Annotated in this window: 14 protein-coding genes, 1 pseudogene and 1 other annotated feature; of the genes and pseudogenes, 9 read left to right on the plus strand and 6 right to left on the minus strand. The window is 40.3% G+C overall.

Features of this window, described 5'->3' with window-relative positions; translation table 11 throughout:
* Window positions 1-53: 53 nt before the first annotated feature.
* Both E4T79_RS01445 and E4T79_RS01450 read right to left on the minus strand, forming a co-directional pair.
* Window positions 54-782 carry a CHAP domain-containing protein gene (locus E4T79_RS01445; protein WP_135026954.1) on the minus strand — a complete coding sequence of 243 codons (729 nt, stop codon included), beginning with the start codon at window positions 780-782 and terminating at the stop codon, window positions 54-56.
* Complete coding sequence (locus tag E4T79_RS01450; protein WP_135027026.1) at window positions 775-1,005, minus strand: phage holin; 231 nt, start codon at window positions 1,003-1,005, stop codon at window positions 775-777. Before E4T79_RS01450 ends, E4T79_RS01445 begins: the two co-directional genes overlap by 8 nt.
* A 218-nt stretch (window positions 1,006-1,223) precedes the next feature.
* Here E4T79_RS01450 and E4T79_RS11500 point away from each other — a divergent pair.
* Window positions 1,224-1,466: pseudogene (locus E4T79_RS11500) on the plus strand (ImmA/IrrE family metallo-endopeptidase); the annotation flags it as partial.
* 207 nt (window positions 1,467-1,673) lie between these two features.
* A complete protein-coding gene (locus E4T79_RS01455) occupies window positions 1,674-2,150 on the plus strand; it encodes an EbsA family protein (protein ID WP_135026955.1) in 477 nt (158 codons plus the stop codon).
* Here E4T79_RS01455 and E4T79_RS01460 read toward each other — a convergent pair whose 3' ends face one another.
* The gene (locus E4T79_RS01460; protein WP_135026956.1) at window positions 2,151-2,348 is read right to left on the minus strand and encodes a ferredoxin; all 198 of its coding nucleotides are present in this window, start codon (window positions 2,346-2,348) and stop codon (window positions 2,151-2,153) included.
* A 50-nt stretch (window positions 2,349-2,398) separates the two neighbouring features.
* On the opposite strand from E4T79_RS01460, the gene E4T79_RS01465 reads away from it, so the two are divergent.
* The 5 genes from E4T79_RS01465 to rplT all read left to right on the plus strand — a co-directional run bounded on the left by E4T79_RS01465 (window position 2,399) and on the right by rplT (window position 4,914).
* Window positions 2,399-2,896 carry an SAG1386/EF1546 family surface-associated protein gene (locus tag E4T79_RS01465; protein ID WP_135026957.1) on the plus strand — a complete coding sequence of 166 codons (498 nt, stop codon included), beginning with the start codon at window positions 2,399-2,401 and terminating at the stop codon, window positions 2,894-2,896.
* Between the two features lie 8 nt (window positions 2,897-2,904).
* Window positions 2,905-3,582, plus strand: a complete 678-nt coding sequence (gene cmk / locus E4T79_RS01470; RefSeq protein WP_135026958.1) for a (d)CMP kinase — start codon at window positions 2,905-2,907, stop codon at window positions 3,580-3,582.
* Between the two features lie 26 nt (window positions 3,583-3,608).
* Window positions 3,609-3,738: a sequence feature (ribosomal protein L20 leader region), on the plus strand.
* Between the two features lie 15 nt (window positions 3,739-3,753).
* Window positions 3,754-4,284 (plus strand): translation initiation factor IF-3, encoded by a 531-nt coding sequence (gene infC / locus E4T79_RS01475; RefSeq protein ID WP_075098933.1) that lies wholly within the window; start codon window positions 3,754-3,756, stop codon window positions 4,282-4,284.
* 26 nt (window positions 4,285-4,310) lie between these two features.
* A complete protein-coding gene (gene rpmI, locus E4T79_RS01480) occupies window positions 4,311-4,511 on the plus strand; it encodes a 50S ribosomal protein L35 (RefSeq protein WP_125121641.1) in 201 nt (66 codons plus the stop codon).
* A gap of 43 nt (window positions 4,512-4,554) precedes the next feature.
* Entirely contained in the window at window positions 4,555-4,914 is a 360-nt protein-coding gene (gene rplT, locus E4T79_RS01485) for a 50S ribosomal protein L20 (protein ID WP_000124834.1), read from the plus strand.
* An 896-nt stretch (window positions 4,915-5,810) separates the two neighbouring features.
* Here the strand turns inward: rplT and E4T79_RS01495 are convergent.
* A complete protein-coding gene (locus tag E4T79_RS01495; RefSeq protein WP_135026959.1) occupies window positions 5,811-7,346 on the minus strand; it encodes an ATP-binding cassette domain-containing protein in 1,536 nt (511 codons plus the stop codon).
* Between the two features lie 581 nt (window positions 7,347-7,927).
* Here E4T79_RS01495 and lepA point away from each other — a divergent pair.
* On the plus strand, window positions 7,928-9,751 hold the full coding sequence (gene lepA / locus E4T79_RS01500; RefSeq protein ID WP_135026960.1) for a translation elongation factor 4: 1,824 nt from the start codon (window positions 7,928-7,930) through the stop codon (window positions 9,749-9,751).
* Window positions 9,752-11,205: 1,454 nt separating this feature from the next.
* Here lepA and E4T79_RS01505 read toward each other — a convergent pair.
* Together E4T79_RS01505 and E4T79_RS01510 are read right to left on the minus strand one after the other, a co-directional pair.
* Complete coding sequence (locus E4T79_RS01505) at window positions 11,206-11,946, minus strand: amino acid ABC transporter ATP-binding protein (RefSeq protein WP_135026961.1); 741 nt, start codon at window positions 11,944-11,946, stop codon at window positions 11,206-11,208.
* On the minus strand, window positions 11,946-14,150 hold the full coding sequence (locus E4T79_RS01510) for an ABC transporter substrate-binding protein/permease (RefSeq protein ID WP_135026962.1): 2,205 nt from the start codon (window positions 14,148-14,150) through the stop codon (window positions 11,946-11,948). The genes E4T79_RS01505 and E4T79_RS01510 overlap by 1 nt, the downstream gene beginning before the upstream one ends.
* A gap of 647 nt (window positions 14,151-14,797) precedes the next feature.
* Between E4T79_RS01510 and uvrB the strand changes: the two genes are divergently transcribed.
* Window positions 14,798-16,786: an excinuclease ABC subunit UvrB gene (uvrB, locus tag E4T79_RS01515; protein WP_135026963.1), complete on the plus strand. Its 1,989-nt coding sequence runs from the start codon at window positions 14,798-14,800 to the stop codon at window positions 16,784-16,786.
* The last annotated feature ends 686 nt before the right edge of the window (window positions 16,787-17,472 follow it).

Consider the following 17,472-nt stretch of genomic DNA (forward strand, 5'->3'; position numbering starts at 1 on the left):
GATTAACCAATAGAAGCAATATAAATCAAATGGTTATTAGACTTTTGTCATATTTAAATCTCTGTTGCTCCGATAGATTCAATTACCAAATTAAAGTAGTTTGCAGCTTTGGTCGCACTAAGTGTGACTGCTTTCGGAAAAGCAGTTTTTGCTGCATTGTATTGGTTACCATTAAGGTGCTTGTAGGTACGCGCTCCAGCATTGATTAAATAAATGTTTCCTTTTTTAATTTTTTTTGTGAAATCTTCTTCGATTCGAATAAATGCAATTGACATATCGTCTTCCTCCGTTTTATTGTTCATTTTTGATTGTCTAAGATCTTTATGGATTAAAAATCCAGCTAGTTGTGCCCCATTGTTTGTATATGAATTTTGTATACCGGATGTTTTTACAAAAGAAAATCCATCAAATAGACCATCTCCGTCTACATCGGTATATTCACCATAGTTAGATTGAGAAATCCAAATATCATTTCCTTCAATTTTTTCAACCACAGCTACATGTCCAAAGCTAGAATCCTTGTAGATTGCTAATGCTCCAAGAACAGGTTTTGAAGATTGTGTGAATGCACGATTATGAATTTCCCAAAGTTCACCAGCTCCATTTACTCTGTGCTCACCATCTAAAGGCTGATTATATCCAATAATCTCACTAATTCTGGCAGTAGCATATGTAAAACAGTTTGGGAGAGAAATACCAGTTCGTGCGACAGCATAGGCTGTCCATGCTGAATTATCTAAGTCTGATATGGTTGTTCGTGGAATGAATACATTCTCAGTCATAGAATTTCCTCCTTTTTTGATTATATTTTTTGGTTGTAATCCCTAGAATAGTACCTATAAATGCTGTAAATAGGCCAATCACTCCTGTTAAGATACTTGTATCTTTGTCAAAGAGCATTCCTAGTCCAGCAATGAGTGTGATAGTTGCTGGTGCTATGACAGTTACCCATCGTTTAATAATAGTTTGATAGGATTTCTTATTTTTATGTCTTACTGTTTTCATTAAAAAAATGTGCAAGTAGGAATTCTCCTTTCTGTTTTTCGTTCTCTTTTGTCAACTATCTTTTCAAAAAAATTTTAAAAATAATAAATTTGTACTTTTTGAAGAACAATATTATACTATAGATAATCGCTAACAATATCAGAAAAGAAACAAATGTTATGAGAGAAAATGGAGAAATTATTGCTCTGATGGAGAGCTTGTAACAAGAAGAGAGAAAAGCAGTTATATTACACGAATTAGGACATATCGAACACAATATTGTTCAGTATGAACGAAGACGTGAACAATTTGAGTTGCAGGCCAATCGCCATATGATCCATTACTTGATGATAGAAGAATTAGAACAGTGTGAAGATAAAAAAGACTTTAATTATCTTAGTTTTATGAAGAAATATCATTTGAGAACAGTTGCAGATGAAGTGATGGTAATTGCTGAATATCAAAATTTAATCAATCATTAGCAGTAGGAAGCCCGATTAGCTATTTTAGGGCAAACAAAAACAGCTAGATGAAATGATGAACTGCCCCTAAAGTTAGAGTTTACTGTCTAATCTTTAGGGGCAGAATGAGTTTGGCTATTGATATTTTTGCGATAAAATAAAAAATTCTTCGTCCTCATTGTAGGAAAAACAATTTAATTATGATAGAATAGTTCAAGGAGAGTAAAGATGATTAAAATTTTTGGGAAAATAAGATATCATTGGCAGCCAGAATTGTCATGGTCGATTATTTATTGGTCCTTAACAATTACCCCTGCTTTCCTTGCCTTATCTCTCATATTGGAAAAGTTACGGATATCTGATACCATTATTCAGTTATTTGTACTGGTGATTATTATGTTTGGGATAGGTTGGCATCGCTATTTTGTGATTGATGGAGAGTATCTACGGATTGCTTCAGCCAATCCCTTTGTCTCGAAAAGAATAGGGATTGATACGATTTCTAAAATTGAAGTGACCTATCTATTCGTGAAAATTTTTTCAGAAGATATGCCAGAAGGAAAGGTATACTATATCCGCAAATGGCCTAAGAAGTATTTTGTCAATGCCCTAGCTCTCAACGCTCATTTTCAAGGGGAAATTGTTCTGACAGATCATCTGGTCACACAGGACTATTTTGAAGAATATTATGCGAATAAAGACTAACTAGTCGATGGAAATTGCTTTTGTGGGACAAGATTTGGCAGCTAGAAGTGCATCTTCTTGGTCGGTCAGCTCAATGGTAGATTCTTGGGGGCAATTAGCAAACAAGACGATTCCCTCATCGTCATAGTCAAAGACATTTGAAATGGTTTGGCATAGTCCACAAGCGATACATTTTTCTGGATAAAGTGTAATATTCATATTATTATTGTAATGAGATTTTATAAAAAAGACAAGGAGAAAGATTATTCATGTCACAAGAACCATGGAATGAGGAAATCTATCACTCTACAGAGAGTAGAAGAAGTCGTTCAACCAAAGGTAGCTCAGGTACCCGAGTGCTGAGCATCTTAGCAATACTATTCTTATTTATTGTCATCGTTACAACCATTGCTATGGTCTATCTATCTCATGGAGGTAGCAAGACTGATGCTAATCAAGAATTTTATAGTAGCAGCACAAAGGTATCAGTAAGTAGTACTAATACAGATGCTTCTAGGGCTAGTGCAAGTAATGCATCACAATCATCAACCTCTACAAGTGAATCAAGTAGTAGTGTAGAAAGTACACCACCATCCTCAGCAGCAAGTGGTGAAACGATTGCTGTTCAGGCTGGTGAGGGACGTGATATGATTGCAGCTCGCGCAGGTATTTCTCCTGAGGAGTTGGAACGGTTGAATCCAGATAAAATGACAGGTCCTGGTGGTACTTGGTGGGCAAATCCAGGTGACCTCGTTAAAATTAAGTAAGAGGAATTATGAAATCAATTCAAATCGCTATTGATGGTCCAGCATCAAGTGGTAAGAGTACAGTTGCAAAGATTATTGCGAAAATATTTGACTATACCTATTTGGATACAGGTGCCATGTATCGGGCTGCGACGTATTTGGCTTTGCAGTATCAAGTAGCTCAGGAAGATAGCGCAGCTATTGTTGCCTTATTGGATCAATTTCCCATTGGTTTTGGTCGTAATGAAAATGGTGAACAATTAGTATTTGTAGGGGATGTCGACATCACCCATGCCATTCGTGAGAATCAAGTGACCAATAATGTGTCCTGGGTGTCTGCCCTTGCCCCAATTCGTGAGAAATTAGTTGACTTACAGCGCAAGATTGCAGAACAGGGAGGGATTGTCATGGATGGGCGTGACATTGGAACTGTTGTGCTTCCTGATGCTGAATTAAAAATTTTCCTTATCGCATCAGTTGAAGAAAGGGCTCTTCGTCGCTTTAAGGAAAATAAAGAAAAAGGGATTCCGACTGATTTGGAGTGCTTGAAGGAAGAGATTGCCTTACGTGACCACAGGGATAGTACACGATCCGTTTCACCTCTTAAAGCAGCAGATGATGCGATCATTTTTGATACGACAGGTGTATCCATTGAGGGTGTTGTTGAATTTATTTCCAAAAAAGTAAAAGAAATCCTTGACAAATAAAAAAAGTATTGTTATACTGGTAGCATTGAGAAAAGCAGAAGTGAGAGCTTCTCGCCTTGCGACTAACGTTGTCTGGCTCTACGTGTTACATTTTCTTCGGAAAGATAATGATGTAGTAGTGGGCTTGTGTTAGCAAGCCCACTTTGTTTTTCTCGAAAAAAATAAAATGAGGTGAAAGCCATAGCAAAGCAAGATTTGTTCATCAATGATGAAATTCGTGTGCGTGAAGTTCGTCTTATCGGTCTCGAAGGTGAACAGTTAGGAATTAAACCGCTCAACGAAGCCCAAGCGATAGCTGATAGTGCTAACGTTGATTTAGTGTTGATTCAACCGCAAGCTAAACCGCCTGTTGCGAAAATTATGGACTATGGTAAGTTCAAATTTGAGTATCAGAAAAAACAAAAAGAACAGCGCAAAAAACAAAGCGTTGTAACGGTTAAAGAAGTGCGTCTGAGTCCAACTATTGATAAAGGAGACTTCGATACAAAACTTCGCAATGCCCGTAAGTTCCTTGAAAAGGGAAATAAAGTAAAGGTGTCCATTCGTTTTAAAGGGCGGATGATTACCCATAAGGAAGTTGGAGCAAAAGTCTTGGCAGAATTTGCTGAAGCAACGCAAGACATTGCGATTATTGAGCAAAGAGCTAAGATGGATGGACGTCAAATGTTCATGCAACTTGCGCCAGCTTCAGAGAAAAAATAAGCTTATTATGCAAAAGGAGAATTAAAATGCCAAAACAAAAAACTCATCGCGCATCAGCTAAACGTTTTAAACGTACAGGTTCTGGTGGATTGAAACGTTTCTGCGCTTATACTTCACACCGTTTCCACGGTAAGACTAAAAAACAACGTCGTCACCTTCGTAAAGCAGCAATGGTACATTCAGGTGACTTCAAACGTATCAAAGCAATGCTTACAGGACTTAAATAAGTCGAATTACTAGAAATTAGAGAATTATTCGGAGGAAAATGAAATGGCACGTGTTAAAGGTGGCGTTGTATCACGCAAACGCCGTAAACGTATTTTAAAATTAGCTAAAGGTTACTATGGTGCAAAGCATATCTTGTTCCGTACTGCAAAAGAACAAGTAATGAACTCTTACTACTATGCATACCGTGACCGTCGTCAGAAAAAACGTGATTTCCGTAAATTGTGGATTACTCGTATCAATGCAGCAGCTCGCATGAATGGTCTTTCATACTCACAGTTGATGCATGGTTTGAAATTGGCTGAAATTGAAGTAAACCGTAAGATGTTGGCGGATCTTGCTGTTAACGATGCAGCTGCTTTCACAGCACTTGCAGATGCAGCAAAAGCGAAACTTGGAAAATAATAAGTACCCAAAGAGAGTGAAGACAACTAGGACTTTGAAGTCCTGGTTGTCTTCACTCCTTTTTTGTACTCTATAAAATAGACCAATCTGACTAGCATTCTCACAGTTGAGAATTGTGAATACTTGGAGCTAGTAGTAAAGCTAGCTTTCTCTAAACTGACGAGAGAGCCGAAGTCGAAGCGTAGTAAAGTGAGAATAATGATATCAGATTTTAACTGCAGATGATGATGTCCCTGTCTTCCCCTCTCTAGTTTCGAGGCTGGGGTTACCCTAATCTATTGGCTTAACTTGATTCGATCCGTGAGATAGCTATCGTCATTTCGTTTATCTCTTATTACTTCGTTCCCTCGCTTGGCTGTACTCTAGTACAGCCTGCAGCTCCTTGCCTAGTACAATAGACTCTATCAAATGTTCAAATGCCACGGAAGCGGGCAAGAATGTGACAGGTGGAAAAAAGAGTTCAGCTTTTCCTCACTTTACATGCTAGGTTCAGACTGAAATGGGAGTGGGAAAGAACTTAAAACACATCAGAAAGAGTCTGGTTTTTACCTTATTTCTTGCGTTCTAGCTTAGGAGTGAAACGGTCTATTCCCCAGACCGTTTCACTCCCACCCCGCATAGCTCCAACAGTTAGAGTAGTGACTGTTGGAGGTTGGAAAGGAAGCCAACTCGTTCGCATCAGTCGTAGAGGTCAGATTGGGAGTGTAAAATACGAACAAATCATCCACTGCACGGAGATATAGTCATTTCGTTTATATTTTTATTACTTCGTTCACTCGTCTTGCTGTACTCCAGTACTACCTGCGACTCGTTGCCTAGTACTAAAAATAAACGAAACGGCTATATTGATACGAACTCTGAGAAATGGAGATGGCTCTCTCTTTGTGATTGTAGGTCTAGAGGTCCTCTTTATGGATTTCTTGAAGCCCTCTTTCATCTAATTGGAAAATCTTATCGCAGACTGCTTTGAGAAAGCTACGATCATGGGATATGGTGAGGATTGCACCAGGGAAATGTGCAAAAAGCGTTTGAATTTGAGGCTGTGACGTCGGTGAAAAATTCCGTGTTGGTTCATCCAGTAACAAAACGGGACAGGCATCCAAAACCATTTTAAGGAGCAGAAGTTTAGCCTGTTGCCCACTAGATAAGGAGGCAATAGGGTGGTGCGTCTCTTTGTGAGTGAATTGTAGGCTAGCGAGATGAGTGAGGATTCGTTCGTCCTCTTGTTGGTCGGAAGCAGATGTTAGAAATTGTAGTGGAGAAGCAGTCATATCGAGCAGGTCTTGATAATGCTGAGGCATATAGCCGATAGGATAGGTTGCTTGCTGTTTCAAGAGAGTATAGATTTGCCTGAGTAGGCTTGTTTTTCCAATACCATTTTTTCCAAAAATACCGATTTTTTCCTGAGCTAAAAAGCGGAAGTTCAAGTTAGGGATTAGGGTTTCTTGTTCTACTTGCAGAGTGAATGCGGCTAGCTCAATAAGGACTTTGCGGGGATGAAGTGGGTTAATATCCTTAAAATATAGCTGAATATGGTCTTCTTTACTCGGTATTTCAGTCAGTTTGACAGCCTCTTTTTCATAGCGTTTTTCTTGAGCGAGGACTGCTTTCATCTTTTTAGCAACCAGCCTCCCTGCAGTTGCGTCATGGGTATTGCGAACCGTATGTTCAACACTTTGATGAATGCGGTGGTGGCGCTCTACTTTCTTTTGATGATTCAAGCGTTCGTTGCGTGCTTGCTGGACTTGGCGGTCAAATTGTTCTTCTCTTTCTTGAACGTAAGTAGTATATCCCAAGGCTTGAACAGTGGTCCGTGCGACGTTGCGCTTTTTGATGCGTTCTAAATGTATGATTTTAGTTGCTGTCTGGCTCAAAAAAGTTTCATCATGGGAGATAAAGATTATGGTTTTAGACGATTGCCGAATGAAGTTTTCCAACCATTTGAGGGTCGATAGATCCAAATCATTGGACGGTTCATCGAGGAAGAGAATATCTGTTTCTTGAGCTAATTCTTTGATGAGCTGAATTTTTAATTTTTCCCCACCGGATAAGGTTGCTAATAGTTGTGAATCTGCAAAACGATTGCTGTCAAATTGCAATTCTTTCGCATAGCGGTAGAGAGCTGTATAATTGAGGTTAATCTTGTTTGAACCAAAGAAATAGTCGTTGAGTGAGAGTGCCTCTAGGCTCGATGGTAACTGTTGAGGAATGTAACTATATTGGACAAAATTTCGCTGAATTTGTCCGCTAAACTGAATATAGGATGTGACCAAGTCTTCCTTTATCATCCATTTAAGGAGACTTGATTTGCCGTTTCCTTCTTCACCAATTAGTGCAACTTTGTCACCTCTATGAATTACTAGAGATAGGTCAGTGACTAAGTCTGTCAAATCTTTTTCATGGGTCATGGTTAAATGTGTAATTTGTAACATAGATCCTCCTTATAAAAAAATAGTCCTACTTTAACCAGTAGGACTATTTGTCTGTAGCAGGGAACTTTTTACATCACACTCTAAGGGTAGTATCTTTGAGTAATAATGGTGATCGTCATATCAAAAAAGCCCACAAAAAGAGAGACAAAACAGCTAGGTGCCTATTGGTATAAAGCATGGTGGTACGCAAAAGATTGTAGTAAGACTACTTCATTTACGTTTTCAAACTTTAACAAATAGACTTAGTTGTTCATTCTCCCTTACCTCCGAATAGTGTTCACTTCACTATAGCATAGAAAGATAGCAGTGTCAACTGACTTCTTCCACTTTTCAAGGCATCAGTATGGAAAAAGTCCAGGTATCTATTTCTAGTTATATGCTGTTTTTGACATATATTTCAGTATTTTATATTTCAACGAGATAGAATTCGTTCTTATTTATACGATGAGGTATTTTTAATAAAAATATGTGGCTTGAAAGGAATAGTTTCTTCATGCGTTTGTCGTGAAACTTGCTCGTCTGATGTGGTCAAGCAAGCTAATTTTTGGTATAATGAGTAGAAGACTTTTAAAGGAAGAGATATGAACGTAGAAGATTTAAAAAAGCGTCAGGAGAAGATTCGAAATTTCTCGATTATTGCTCATATTGATCATGGCAAATCGACCCTGGCAGATCGTATTTTGGAAAAGACAGAGACTGTTTCAAGTCGTGAAATGCAGGCTCAGTTATTGGACAGTATGGACTTGGAGCGAGAGCGTGGGATTACTATTAAGCTCAATGCCATTGAATTGAACTATACTGCTAAAGATGGTGAAACCTATATTTTCCACTTGATTGATACTCCAGGACATGTCGATTTTACGTATGAGGTATCGCGCTCACTCGCTGCCTGTGAGGGAGCGATTTTGGTTGTTGATGCTGCTCAGGGAATTGAAGCACAGACCTTGGCAAATGTCTACCTTGCCTTGGATAATGATTTGGAGATTCTACCCATTATCAATAAGATTGATTTGCCTGCGGCAGATCCAGAGCGAGTGCGTCAAGAAATCGAAGATGTGATCGGTCTTGATGCCAGTGAGGCAGTGCTGACTTCTGCCAAGGCCGGAATTGGGATTGAAGAGATTTTAGAGCAAATCGTTGAGAAAGTACCTGCCCCTACAGGAGATGTGGCAGCACCTCTCAAAGCCTTGATTTTTGATTCTGTTTATGATGCTTATCGTGGTGTTATTCTCCAAGTGCGTGTCATGGATGGCTTGGTTAAGCCTGGCGATACCATTCAAATGATGAGCAATGGTAAAACCTTTGATGTAACAGAAGTGGGGATTTTCACCCCCAAAGCTGTAGGTCGTGACTATCTTGCAACGGGTGATGTTGGCTATCTTGCGGCTTCGATTAAGACTGTTGCAGATACCCGTGTCGGTGATACTGTAACCCTTGCAACCAATCCAGCAGATGCTCCGCTTGAGGGCTACAAGCAGATGAATCCAATGGTTTTTGCGGGAATTTATCCGATTGATTCCAATAAATATAATGACCTGCGTGAGGCGCTTGAGAAATTACAACTGAATGATGCTAGCTTGCAGTTTGAACCAGAAACTTCTCAGGCACTTGGATTTGGTTTTCGTTGTGGATTCCTGGGTCTACTTCACATGGATGTTATTCAGGAACGGATTGAGCGAGAATTTAACATTGACCTGATTATGACTGCTCCATCGGTAGTGTATCATGTGAATATGACCGACGGTGAGACTATTGAAGTATCTAATCCGTCTGAATTTCCAGATCCAACCAAGGTTGATGCTATCGAAGAACCTTATGTCAAAGCTCAAGTGATGGTACCGCAGGAATATGTTGGAGCTGTTATGGAGCTAGCACAGCGCAAACGTGGCGATTTTGTGACCATGGACTATATTGATGACAATCGTGTCAATGTCATTTATCAAATTCCGCTAGCTGAAATTGTTTTCGATTTCTTTGATAAATTGAAATCTTCCACTCGTGGCTATGCAAGTTTTGATTATGAAATTTCAGAGTATCGCCCATCAAAATTGGTAAAAATGGATATTCTTTTGAATGGTGATAAGGTCGATGCTCTCAGCTTTATTGTCCATAAAGAATTTGCCTATGAACGTGGAAAATTGATTGTAGACAAACTTAAAAAAATCATTCCTCGTCAGCAATTTGAAGTTCCGATTCAAGCTGCAATCGGACAAAAAATTGTAGCACGCAGTGATATCAAAGCTCTCCGGAAAAATGTCTTGGCCAAGTGTTATGGGGGAGATGTCTCGCGAAAACGCAAACTCCTCGAAAAACAGAAAGCCGGGAAAAAACGCATGAAAGCCATTGGTAGCGTTGAAGTTCCACAAGAAGCTTTCCTAAGCGTATTGAGCATGGACGAGGAATAAAACAGTCCAGTGGACTGTTTTATCCCGAGCATGTGAGGCGATTTTCTCCTGAGCCTGCGAGGCAAGTCCAGTGGACTGTTTTATCCCGAGCCTGCGAGGCAAGTCCAGTGTACAGTTTTCTCCCGAGCTTGCGAGGCAAGTCCAGTGTACAGTTTTCTCCCGAGCCTGCGAGGCAAGTCCAGTGTACAGTTTTCTCCCGAGCCTGCGAGGCAAGTCCAGTGTACAGTTTTCTCCCGAGCCTGCGAGGCAAGTCCAGTGGACTGTTTTATCCCGAGCCTGCGAGGCAAGTCCAGTGTACAGTTTTCTCCCGAGCCTGTGAGGTAAGTCCAGTGGACTGTTTTCTCCCGAGCCTGCGAGGCAAGTCCAGTGTACTGTTTTCTCCCGAGCCTGTGAGGTAAGTCCAGTGTACAGTTTTCTCCCGAGCCTGCGAGGCAAGTCCAGTGTACAGTTTTCTCCCGAGCCTGCGAGGCAAGTCCAGTGTACTGTTTTCTCCCGAGCTTGCGAGGCAAGTCCAGTGTACAGTTTTCTCCCGAGTTTGCGAGGTAAGTCCAGTGTACTGTTTTATCTCTAGGTTCCCAATACGAGGGCGCTGGATATTTTATTTCTGAGACCAAAAATAAAGGAACACCGGGTTACCCGGTGTTCTATTTTATCCTAAGCTTTTAGTCTGAGTTCAGCTCATTTGCAGTTTGATTTTTACTGATACTTAACTAATTTCAAAAATAGCGAATTTTTAAACTAATTTTCAAGGGAAAGCGAACCTAGTGAGCTAAAAGGCTACTTCCGCCGTAGTGGTATCTCCGACAATAAATACCTTGTGGCTGAGGACGGGATTTTCAAAGCCTTTAGCTCGAAAATTAGGAATGAAACTCCGTATCCGTCCGCACAACTTAAGGAAGTAGTAAGAAATGCTAATTTTGATTTTAAATGAGTATGAGCGTCCGTTCTCTTTTCGGTGTAGAGGAGGTTAGCTTAGTCATCCTTTATAAAAGGTAATCAGATATTGATTTTTATAGACTAGATCTACAAATAATATAAATAAAAATCGCTCTAATCAAGTTTTTGAAGCCATTAATTGAAGCGGTTTTTGTTTGCTATGTGAGAAAATGGAAATGGGATTCAATCCTGTTTTTGAAGTTTGGCTTATCCGTATCGTTTCTGTCTAAGTTCAGGCTAACTTGATCCACTGGATTTCCCTCCCTTATCTCTAAGCTCAGACTGACCTAGGTGAGCTTAGACTATCGATGGGGTCAAACAGCTTATACTCTAAATTTTATGGGAGCGGGAAAGAACTCAATCGGTAGAAAAAAGAGCTCGTTTCCTCGTCCCTGCACACTTGATTAGGCTAGATTTGGAACGTAACATACGAATAAATCTGCTAATCAACCACTGCGCTGAGATGTTGATACGAACTCTAAGAGGGGGAAACGGGCTTTTGCCCAGCCTCGTCTTTATTAAACGTTTAAAACCTTATCAAGGAAGTCCTTGAGACGTGGGTGTTGTGGGGTATCAAATATTTGCTCGGGTGTGCCATCTTCTAGGAACTCACCGCCGTCTGTAAAGATAACGCGGTTGGCAACTTTCCGTGCAAATCCCATTTCATGGGTGACAATCAGCATGGTCATACCTTGCTCAGCCAAGTCTTTCATAACATTCAATACATCTCCGACCATTTCGGGATCAAGAGCCGATGTTGGCTCGTCAAAGAGCATAATGTCAGGATTCATGGCAAGGGCACGTGCAATAGCTACACGTTGCTTTTGCCCTCCCGAAAGGCTATCGGGCATGGCGTCACATTTGTCTGCAAGCCCTACCTTTTCAAGTAATTCCATTCCAATTTTTTCAGCTTCAGTCTTATCCACGAGCTTGTGCTGGATTGGGGCAAAGGTAATATTGTCTAAGACATTCATATGTGGGAAAAGGTTGAAGTGTTGGAATACCATTCCGACATTGGAGCGGAATGCATCAAGGTCAGTCTTTGGATCAGTCAAATCAAATCCATCAACTGTTACCTGGCCACTTGTAATGCTTTCAAGCAGGTTCATAGTCCGTAAGAAAGTTGATTTACCAGATCCAGATGGACCGATGATGCAGACAACGTCTCCTTCGTAAAACTTGGCAGTAATACCTTTTAATACTTCGTTGTCGCCATAGGACTTGTGTAAATCATGGACATTGATTTTTAATTGAGCCATTAGTTGCCTCCTTTTTCGAGTTTACGTGCAAGACGTGTTAAGAGTGTAATGACAATCAAGTAGATAATTGCAAGGATTGCATACATACGGAACGATTGATAATTCCGGGCGATGATGATTTTACCAGCCTGGAATAATTCTACCAGACCAATCGCTGAAATAATAGTAGTATCTTTCAAGGTGATAACAAATTGGTTGATGAAGTTTGGTAACATCAGTTTGGTAGCTTGTGGTAAGATAATCTTGCGCATGGTTGTGCCATAGGAAATTCCCAGACTACGTGAGGCTTCCATTTGTCCAATAGGTACTGCCTGAATACCTCCGCGCACAATCTCGGCAATATAGGCACCAGAATTGAGGGATAGGGCAATGGTACCTGCGACAAAATCGTTGATTGGTGACTGCTGACCAGTCATGGATTCAATCAAGTTGGGAATGCCCCAGAAGATGAAAGCTGCAACAATCATCAATGGAATACCACGTACTACATCTACAAAAACAGATGCAATAACGCGAAGCGTCTTAAATGGGCTGACTGCAAACATTCCGAAGATGATACCAATTACAATAGCAATCGCAAAGGAAAGGAGAGCTAACCCAATGGTAATGCCAAGACCTGAAAGGAGTTGACCATAGTTGTTTTTAAGTAAGCCCCAGATAGTTGACTCGTCAGCTACTGAAGCAGAAGAAGTGTCTGTATTTTCATTATTATTGAAATACTTGTTCATGATTTCATCGTATTTACCAGATTGAACCAATTCAGCTAGACCATTGTTAAACATTTCAATCAACTCAGGATTGCTCCCCTTTTTCACGGCAAATCCGAGGGTACCAGTTGCGATTCCTTCAATTGGTGTTTCGAAATCACGTCCTTGTTGAATGGCATAAAGAAGAACGGCTTCGTCATCCATAAGAGCATCAATAGAGCCAGAATTCAAGCTATCATACATCGTTGAAGCTTCGTCAAAGGCTTTCACATTATAGTTGTATTTTGTAGCATTTTCTTCTAAATAAGTGTAAGACGATGTCCCATTTTTAGCACCGACAGTTTTGCCAGCAAGATCTTCGTAGCTTGCGATACTGCTCCCTTTTTTTATGGCAAGTCGGATACTTGATGTATAGTAGGCATCTGAGAAATCAAAGATTTTCTTGCGGGCATCGGTAATGGTCATCCCCGCAATAACACCGTCAGCTTGTCCTGCTTGTACCGCATTGAGGGCGGCATCAAAGCCAGGGTTTTGAATGGTGAGGGTAAATCCTTGTTGTTCTGCAATAGCTTTGATTAACTCAATGTCAATTCCTGTGTATTTTCCGTCTTTTCCTTGGTATTCAAAAGGAGCGAAAGACGAATCTGATACAATGGTATAGGAAGCTTTGATAGGAGTTGCAGTCGCTCCAATCTTCCCTGTTAAGGAAAGGAGAGAGCCGTAGTCTGAGGTGTTTTCTTTATCAGAGGTAGGAGTGCTTCCGAGCCACTTTTTGATAATGCTATCGTAAGTGCCGTCCTTTTTCATGGCTGTAAGAGCCTTATTGAAATCATCTACTAGATACTCATATTGGCTCCCTTTTTTGACAGAAAATCCAAATGAACCAATCGCTTCGCCAGTCATGTTAAGTGCTAAATCTTGCCCTTTTTGAATGGCATATTGGATAACAGCTTCGTCATCCATGACAGCGTCAACCGCGCCAGTAGCCAAGCTATTATACATGGTGTCACCTGTATCAAAGCTCTTAATACTATAACCGTATTCGCTCTTATGCTGGTCGAGGAAGCTTTGAGCAGCTGTGCCATTTTTCACCCCGACTGTTTTTCCTTTTAATTGCTGGTAGTCAGATACTGGATTTTTTTGTGTCGTCGCAATAACAATCTTTGTATCGAAATATGGATCTGAGAAAACAAAGACTTTTTTGCGCGCTTCAGTAATCGTTGTTCCTGCCATGAGAGCATCAGCTTGTCCTGATTGAACAGCGTTGACAGCTGCATCGAATCCAGGAAAACTTTGGTTGATGTTCCAGTTGGAACGTTTGGCTACTTCATCGATGATATCTACATCGAGTCCTTTATAGATTTGGTCTGAGTCTTTAAACTCAAAAGGTGCATAAGTTGAGTCAAAGACAATATCGATAGTATCGTTGGCTTTGACCGATGAAAATAGGAAGAATAGTGGCAGAAGAGCTGCCAATGTAAACCATTTTTTCTTCATTTCAATTCTCCTTCATTTAAAAATAATGATTAGAAATCCCTTGAAGAATCATTTTCAGAATGTTTTCCTTCTTTGTTTCTAAAATATAGTAGATAGTATATCATAAATAGGATAGATTTGCAAAGGGCTGTGTAAGAAGATGTAACATCTCTGTGTTTTCAAATGGAGCTTTGGATATACTCTAAAATATATAGAGCCAATCGAATTTAGCAATGGTGATGGATCCAATTTTTTCCCCAGTGTCGCACGAGGAACATCTCTTTCAAAGTGGAGTTGCGGTATTCAGTTCCTTTCTTCATTTGGAAAATGACAGCATTTGTCTGATTTCCTTGCACAATAGTGTCCTGTTTGGGCTCTTGAATCATTTTTATATTGGAGGGGCATCAAGTATCACGCTGCTTGGAATTGCTTCAAAGAAACGGTCTTTGGTGTCAATAGTAATAGGAACAATAGTTCCTACTCTCTCTGATGAAGAGCTGCCTAATCTCAGAGTTCCTATCTAGTGGTGAATTTGGTTCAGGTGGCAAGAGCCTTGTTTCCCTTCTATTGTTACTAGATTATACTATTTTATTGGTGCTCTAAGGGAATATGGTCTGAACGACACGCTCTAGGTTTATTTATGATAAAATAGAAGAATGAGGTAGCATATGATTGATAGAATAACAAAGAATCAGTTTAGATTAGTTTCAAAATACGAGCCGTCTGGTGACCAGCCAGAAGCCATCAAGACCTTGGTAGATAATATTGAGGGAGGAGAAAAGGCTCAAATTTTACTGGGGGCAACAGGGACAGGAAAGACTTATACCATGAGTCAAGTTATTGCTAGGGTCAATAAGCCAACCCTTGTCATTGCTCACAATAAGACTCTGGCAGGTCAACTGTACAGCGAATTTAAGGAATTTTTCCCTGAAAATGCAGTGGAATATTTTGTATCCTATTACGATTATTATCAGCCAGAAGCCTATGTGCCATCAAGTGATACCTATATTGAAAAGGATAGTTCGGTCAATGATGAGATTGATAAACTCCGCCACTCGGCGACATCTGCGCTTTTAGAGCGCAATGATGTGATTGTGGTTGCTTCGGTTTCTTGTATCTATGGTTTGGGTTCTCCTAAGGAATATGCAGATAGTGTGGTGAGTCTACGTCCCGGACTTGAAATATCGCGGGATAGGTTGCTCAATGATTTGGTGGATATTCAGTTTGAACGCAATGATATTGATTTTCAGCGCGGACGTTTCCGTGTTCGTGGTGATGTAGTGGAAATATTTCCAGCCAGCCGTGATGAGCATGCCTTTCGAGTGGAATTTTTTGGGGATGAAATCGACCGGATTCGGGAGATCGAAGCTCTGACGGGTCAGGTGTTAGGAGAGGTGGATCACCTAGCTATTTTTCCAGCCACGCATTTCGTGACGAGTGACGATTACATGGAAACAGCTATTGGCAAGATTCAAGCAGAACTAACGGAACAGTTGGAACTCTTTGAAAAAGAGGGGAAACTTCTAGAAGCCCAACGCCTCAAACAGCGGACGGAGTATGATATTGAAATGCTACGAGAAATGGGCTATACCAACGGAGTTGAAAATTATTCCCGCCACATGGATGGGCGCAGTGAGGGCGAGCCTCCTTATACCCTACTTGATTTCTTCCCAGATGATTTCTTAATCATGATTGACGAGAGTCACATGACTATGGGACAAATTAAGGGAATGTACAACGGAGACCGTTCCCGCAAAGAAATGCTGGTTAATTACGGTTTCCGCTTGCCGAGCGCCTTAGATAACCGCCCGCTACGCCGTGAGGAATTTGAAAGCCATGTCCATCAGATTGTTTATGTGTCTGCAACACCGGGTGATTATGAAAATGAACAGACCGATACCATTGTTGAGCAGATTATTCGTCCGACAGGGCTCTTAGATCCGGAAGTCGAGGTTCGGCCAACCATGGGGCAAATGGATGACTTACTGGGAGAGATTAACGCGCGCGTGGAAAAAGGTGAGCGGACTTTCATTACGACATTGACCAAGAAAATGGCAGAAGATTTAACTGACTATCTCAAAGAAATGGGGATTAAGGTTAAATATATGCATAGTGATATCAAGACCTTGGAGCGAACAGAAATTATTCGAGATCTCCGCCTGGGAGTTTTTGATGTTCTCATAGGAATCAATCTACTGCGGGAGGGAATTGATGTGCCTGAAGTTAGCCTAGTTGCAATTCTTGATGCAGATAAGGAGGGCTTCTTACGTAACGAACGTGGGTTGATTCAGACTATTGGACGGGCAGCTCGTAATAGTGAGGGACATGTTATCATGTATGCGGATAAAACCACAGATTCGATGCAACGCGCTATGGATGAGACTGCTCGCCGTCGTCAGATTCAAATGGAATACAATGAAAAACATGGCATTATCCCGCAGACCATTAAGAAAGAAATTCGCGATTTGATTAGTGTGACAAAAGCAATTCTTCCTGATAAGAAAGAAACGGTAGATATTGAAAGTCTCACCAAACAAGAACGCCGAGAGATGCTGAAGAAACTAGAAGGTCAAATGCAGGAAGCTGCAGGGCTTCTAGACTTTGAACTCGCTGCCCAAATTCGTGATATGATGTTAGAAATCAAGGCTTTAGATTAGAAAAGGGAAGCATAATGGGGGTTAGAGATGCGCAGTTACACTAATCAGATATTTTAGAAGAGCTGAACATGAGATTGGTATTTTTGATTATCTTTTTGTCCAATCCCTGAAATCCTGAAAGCTAACATAACCCGAAGCACTTACGACAAATGCGTGAAATGAACATTTGCGAACCTTTGTAGCCGTTTCGTTTATTTTTAGTACTAGGCAAGGAGTCGTAGGTAGTACTGGAGTACAGCAAGACGAGTGAACGAAGTAATAAAAATATAAACTAAATGACTATATTATGAACCCAAGAGGGTTATAAATGCTATATCTAGAAGAGAAGCTAAATAAGGAATTTCTCTTTTTTAGAAAATAGGATTGTTGAAATTCAGAAACTATATAGTTCACTCTAAAAAACTGTTCGTGCCTTTGTCCTGCTGAAACATTAGCAGAAACTTGACATCTGATTTTATGATTGTTATAATAAAATAGGTATGCTATGCATGATGTATTTGATATAAATTATTTTACTTAACTATTTTAGAGGCTTATATATGCTGTTTACAACACAACTATTTTTGTTCGTTTTTTTACCGCTTTCTATGTTGGGCTATGCTATCATAAGGGGAATATGTTCTATTAATGGTTTACGAACCCTAGCTAAAGCTCTTGCGATAGATAAATTGTTCTTGATAGGTTGT

The organism is Streptococcus sp. LYSM12 (genome assembly GCF_004569635.1).
In the GTDB taxonomy this organism is placed as follows: Bacteria; Bacillota; Bacilli; order Lactobacillales; family Streptococcaceae; genus Streptococcus.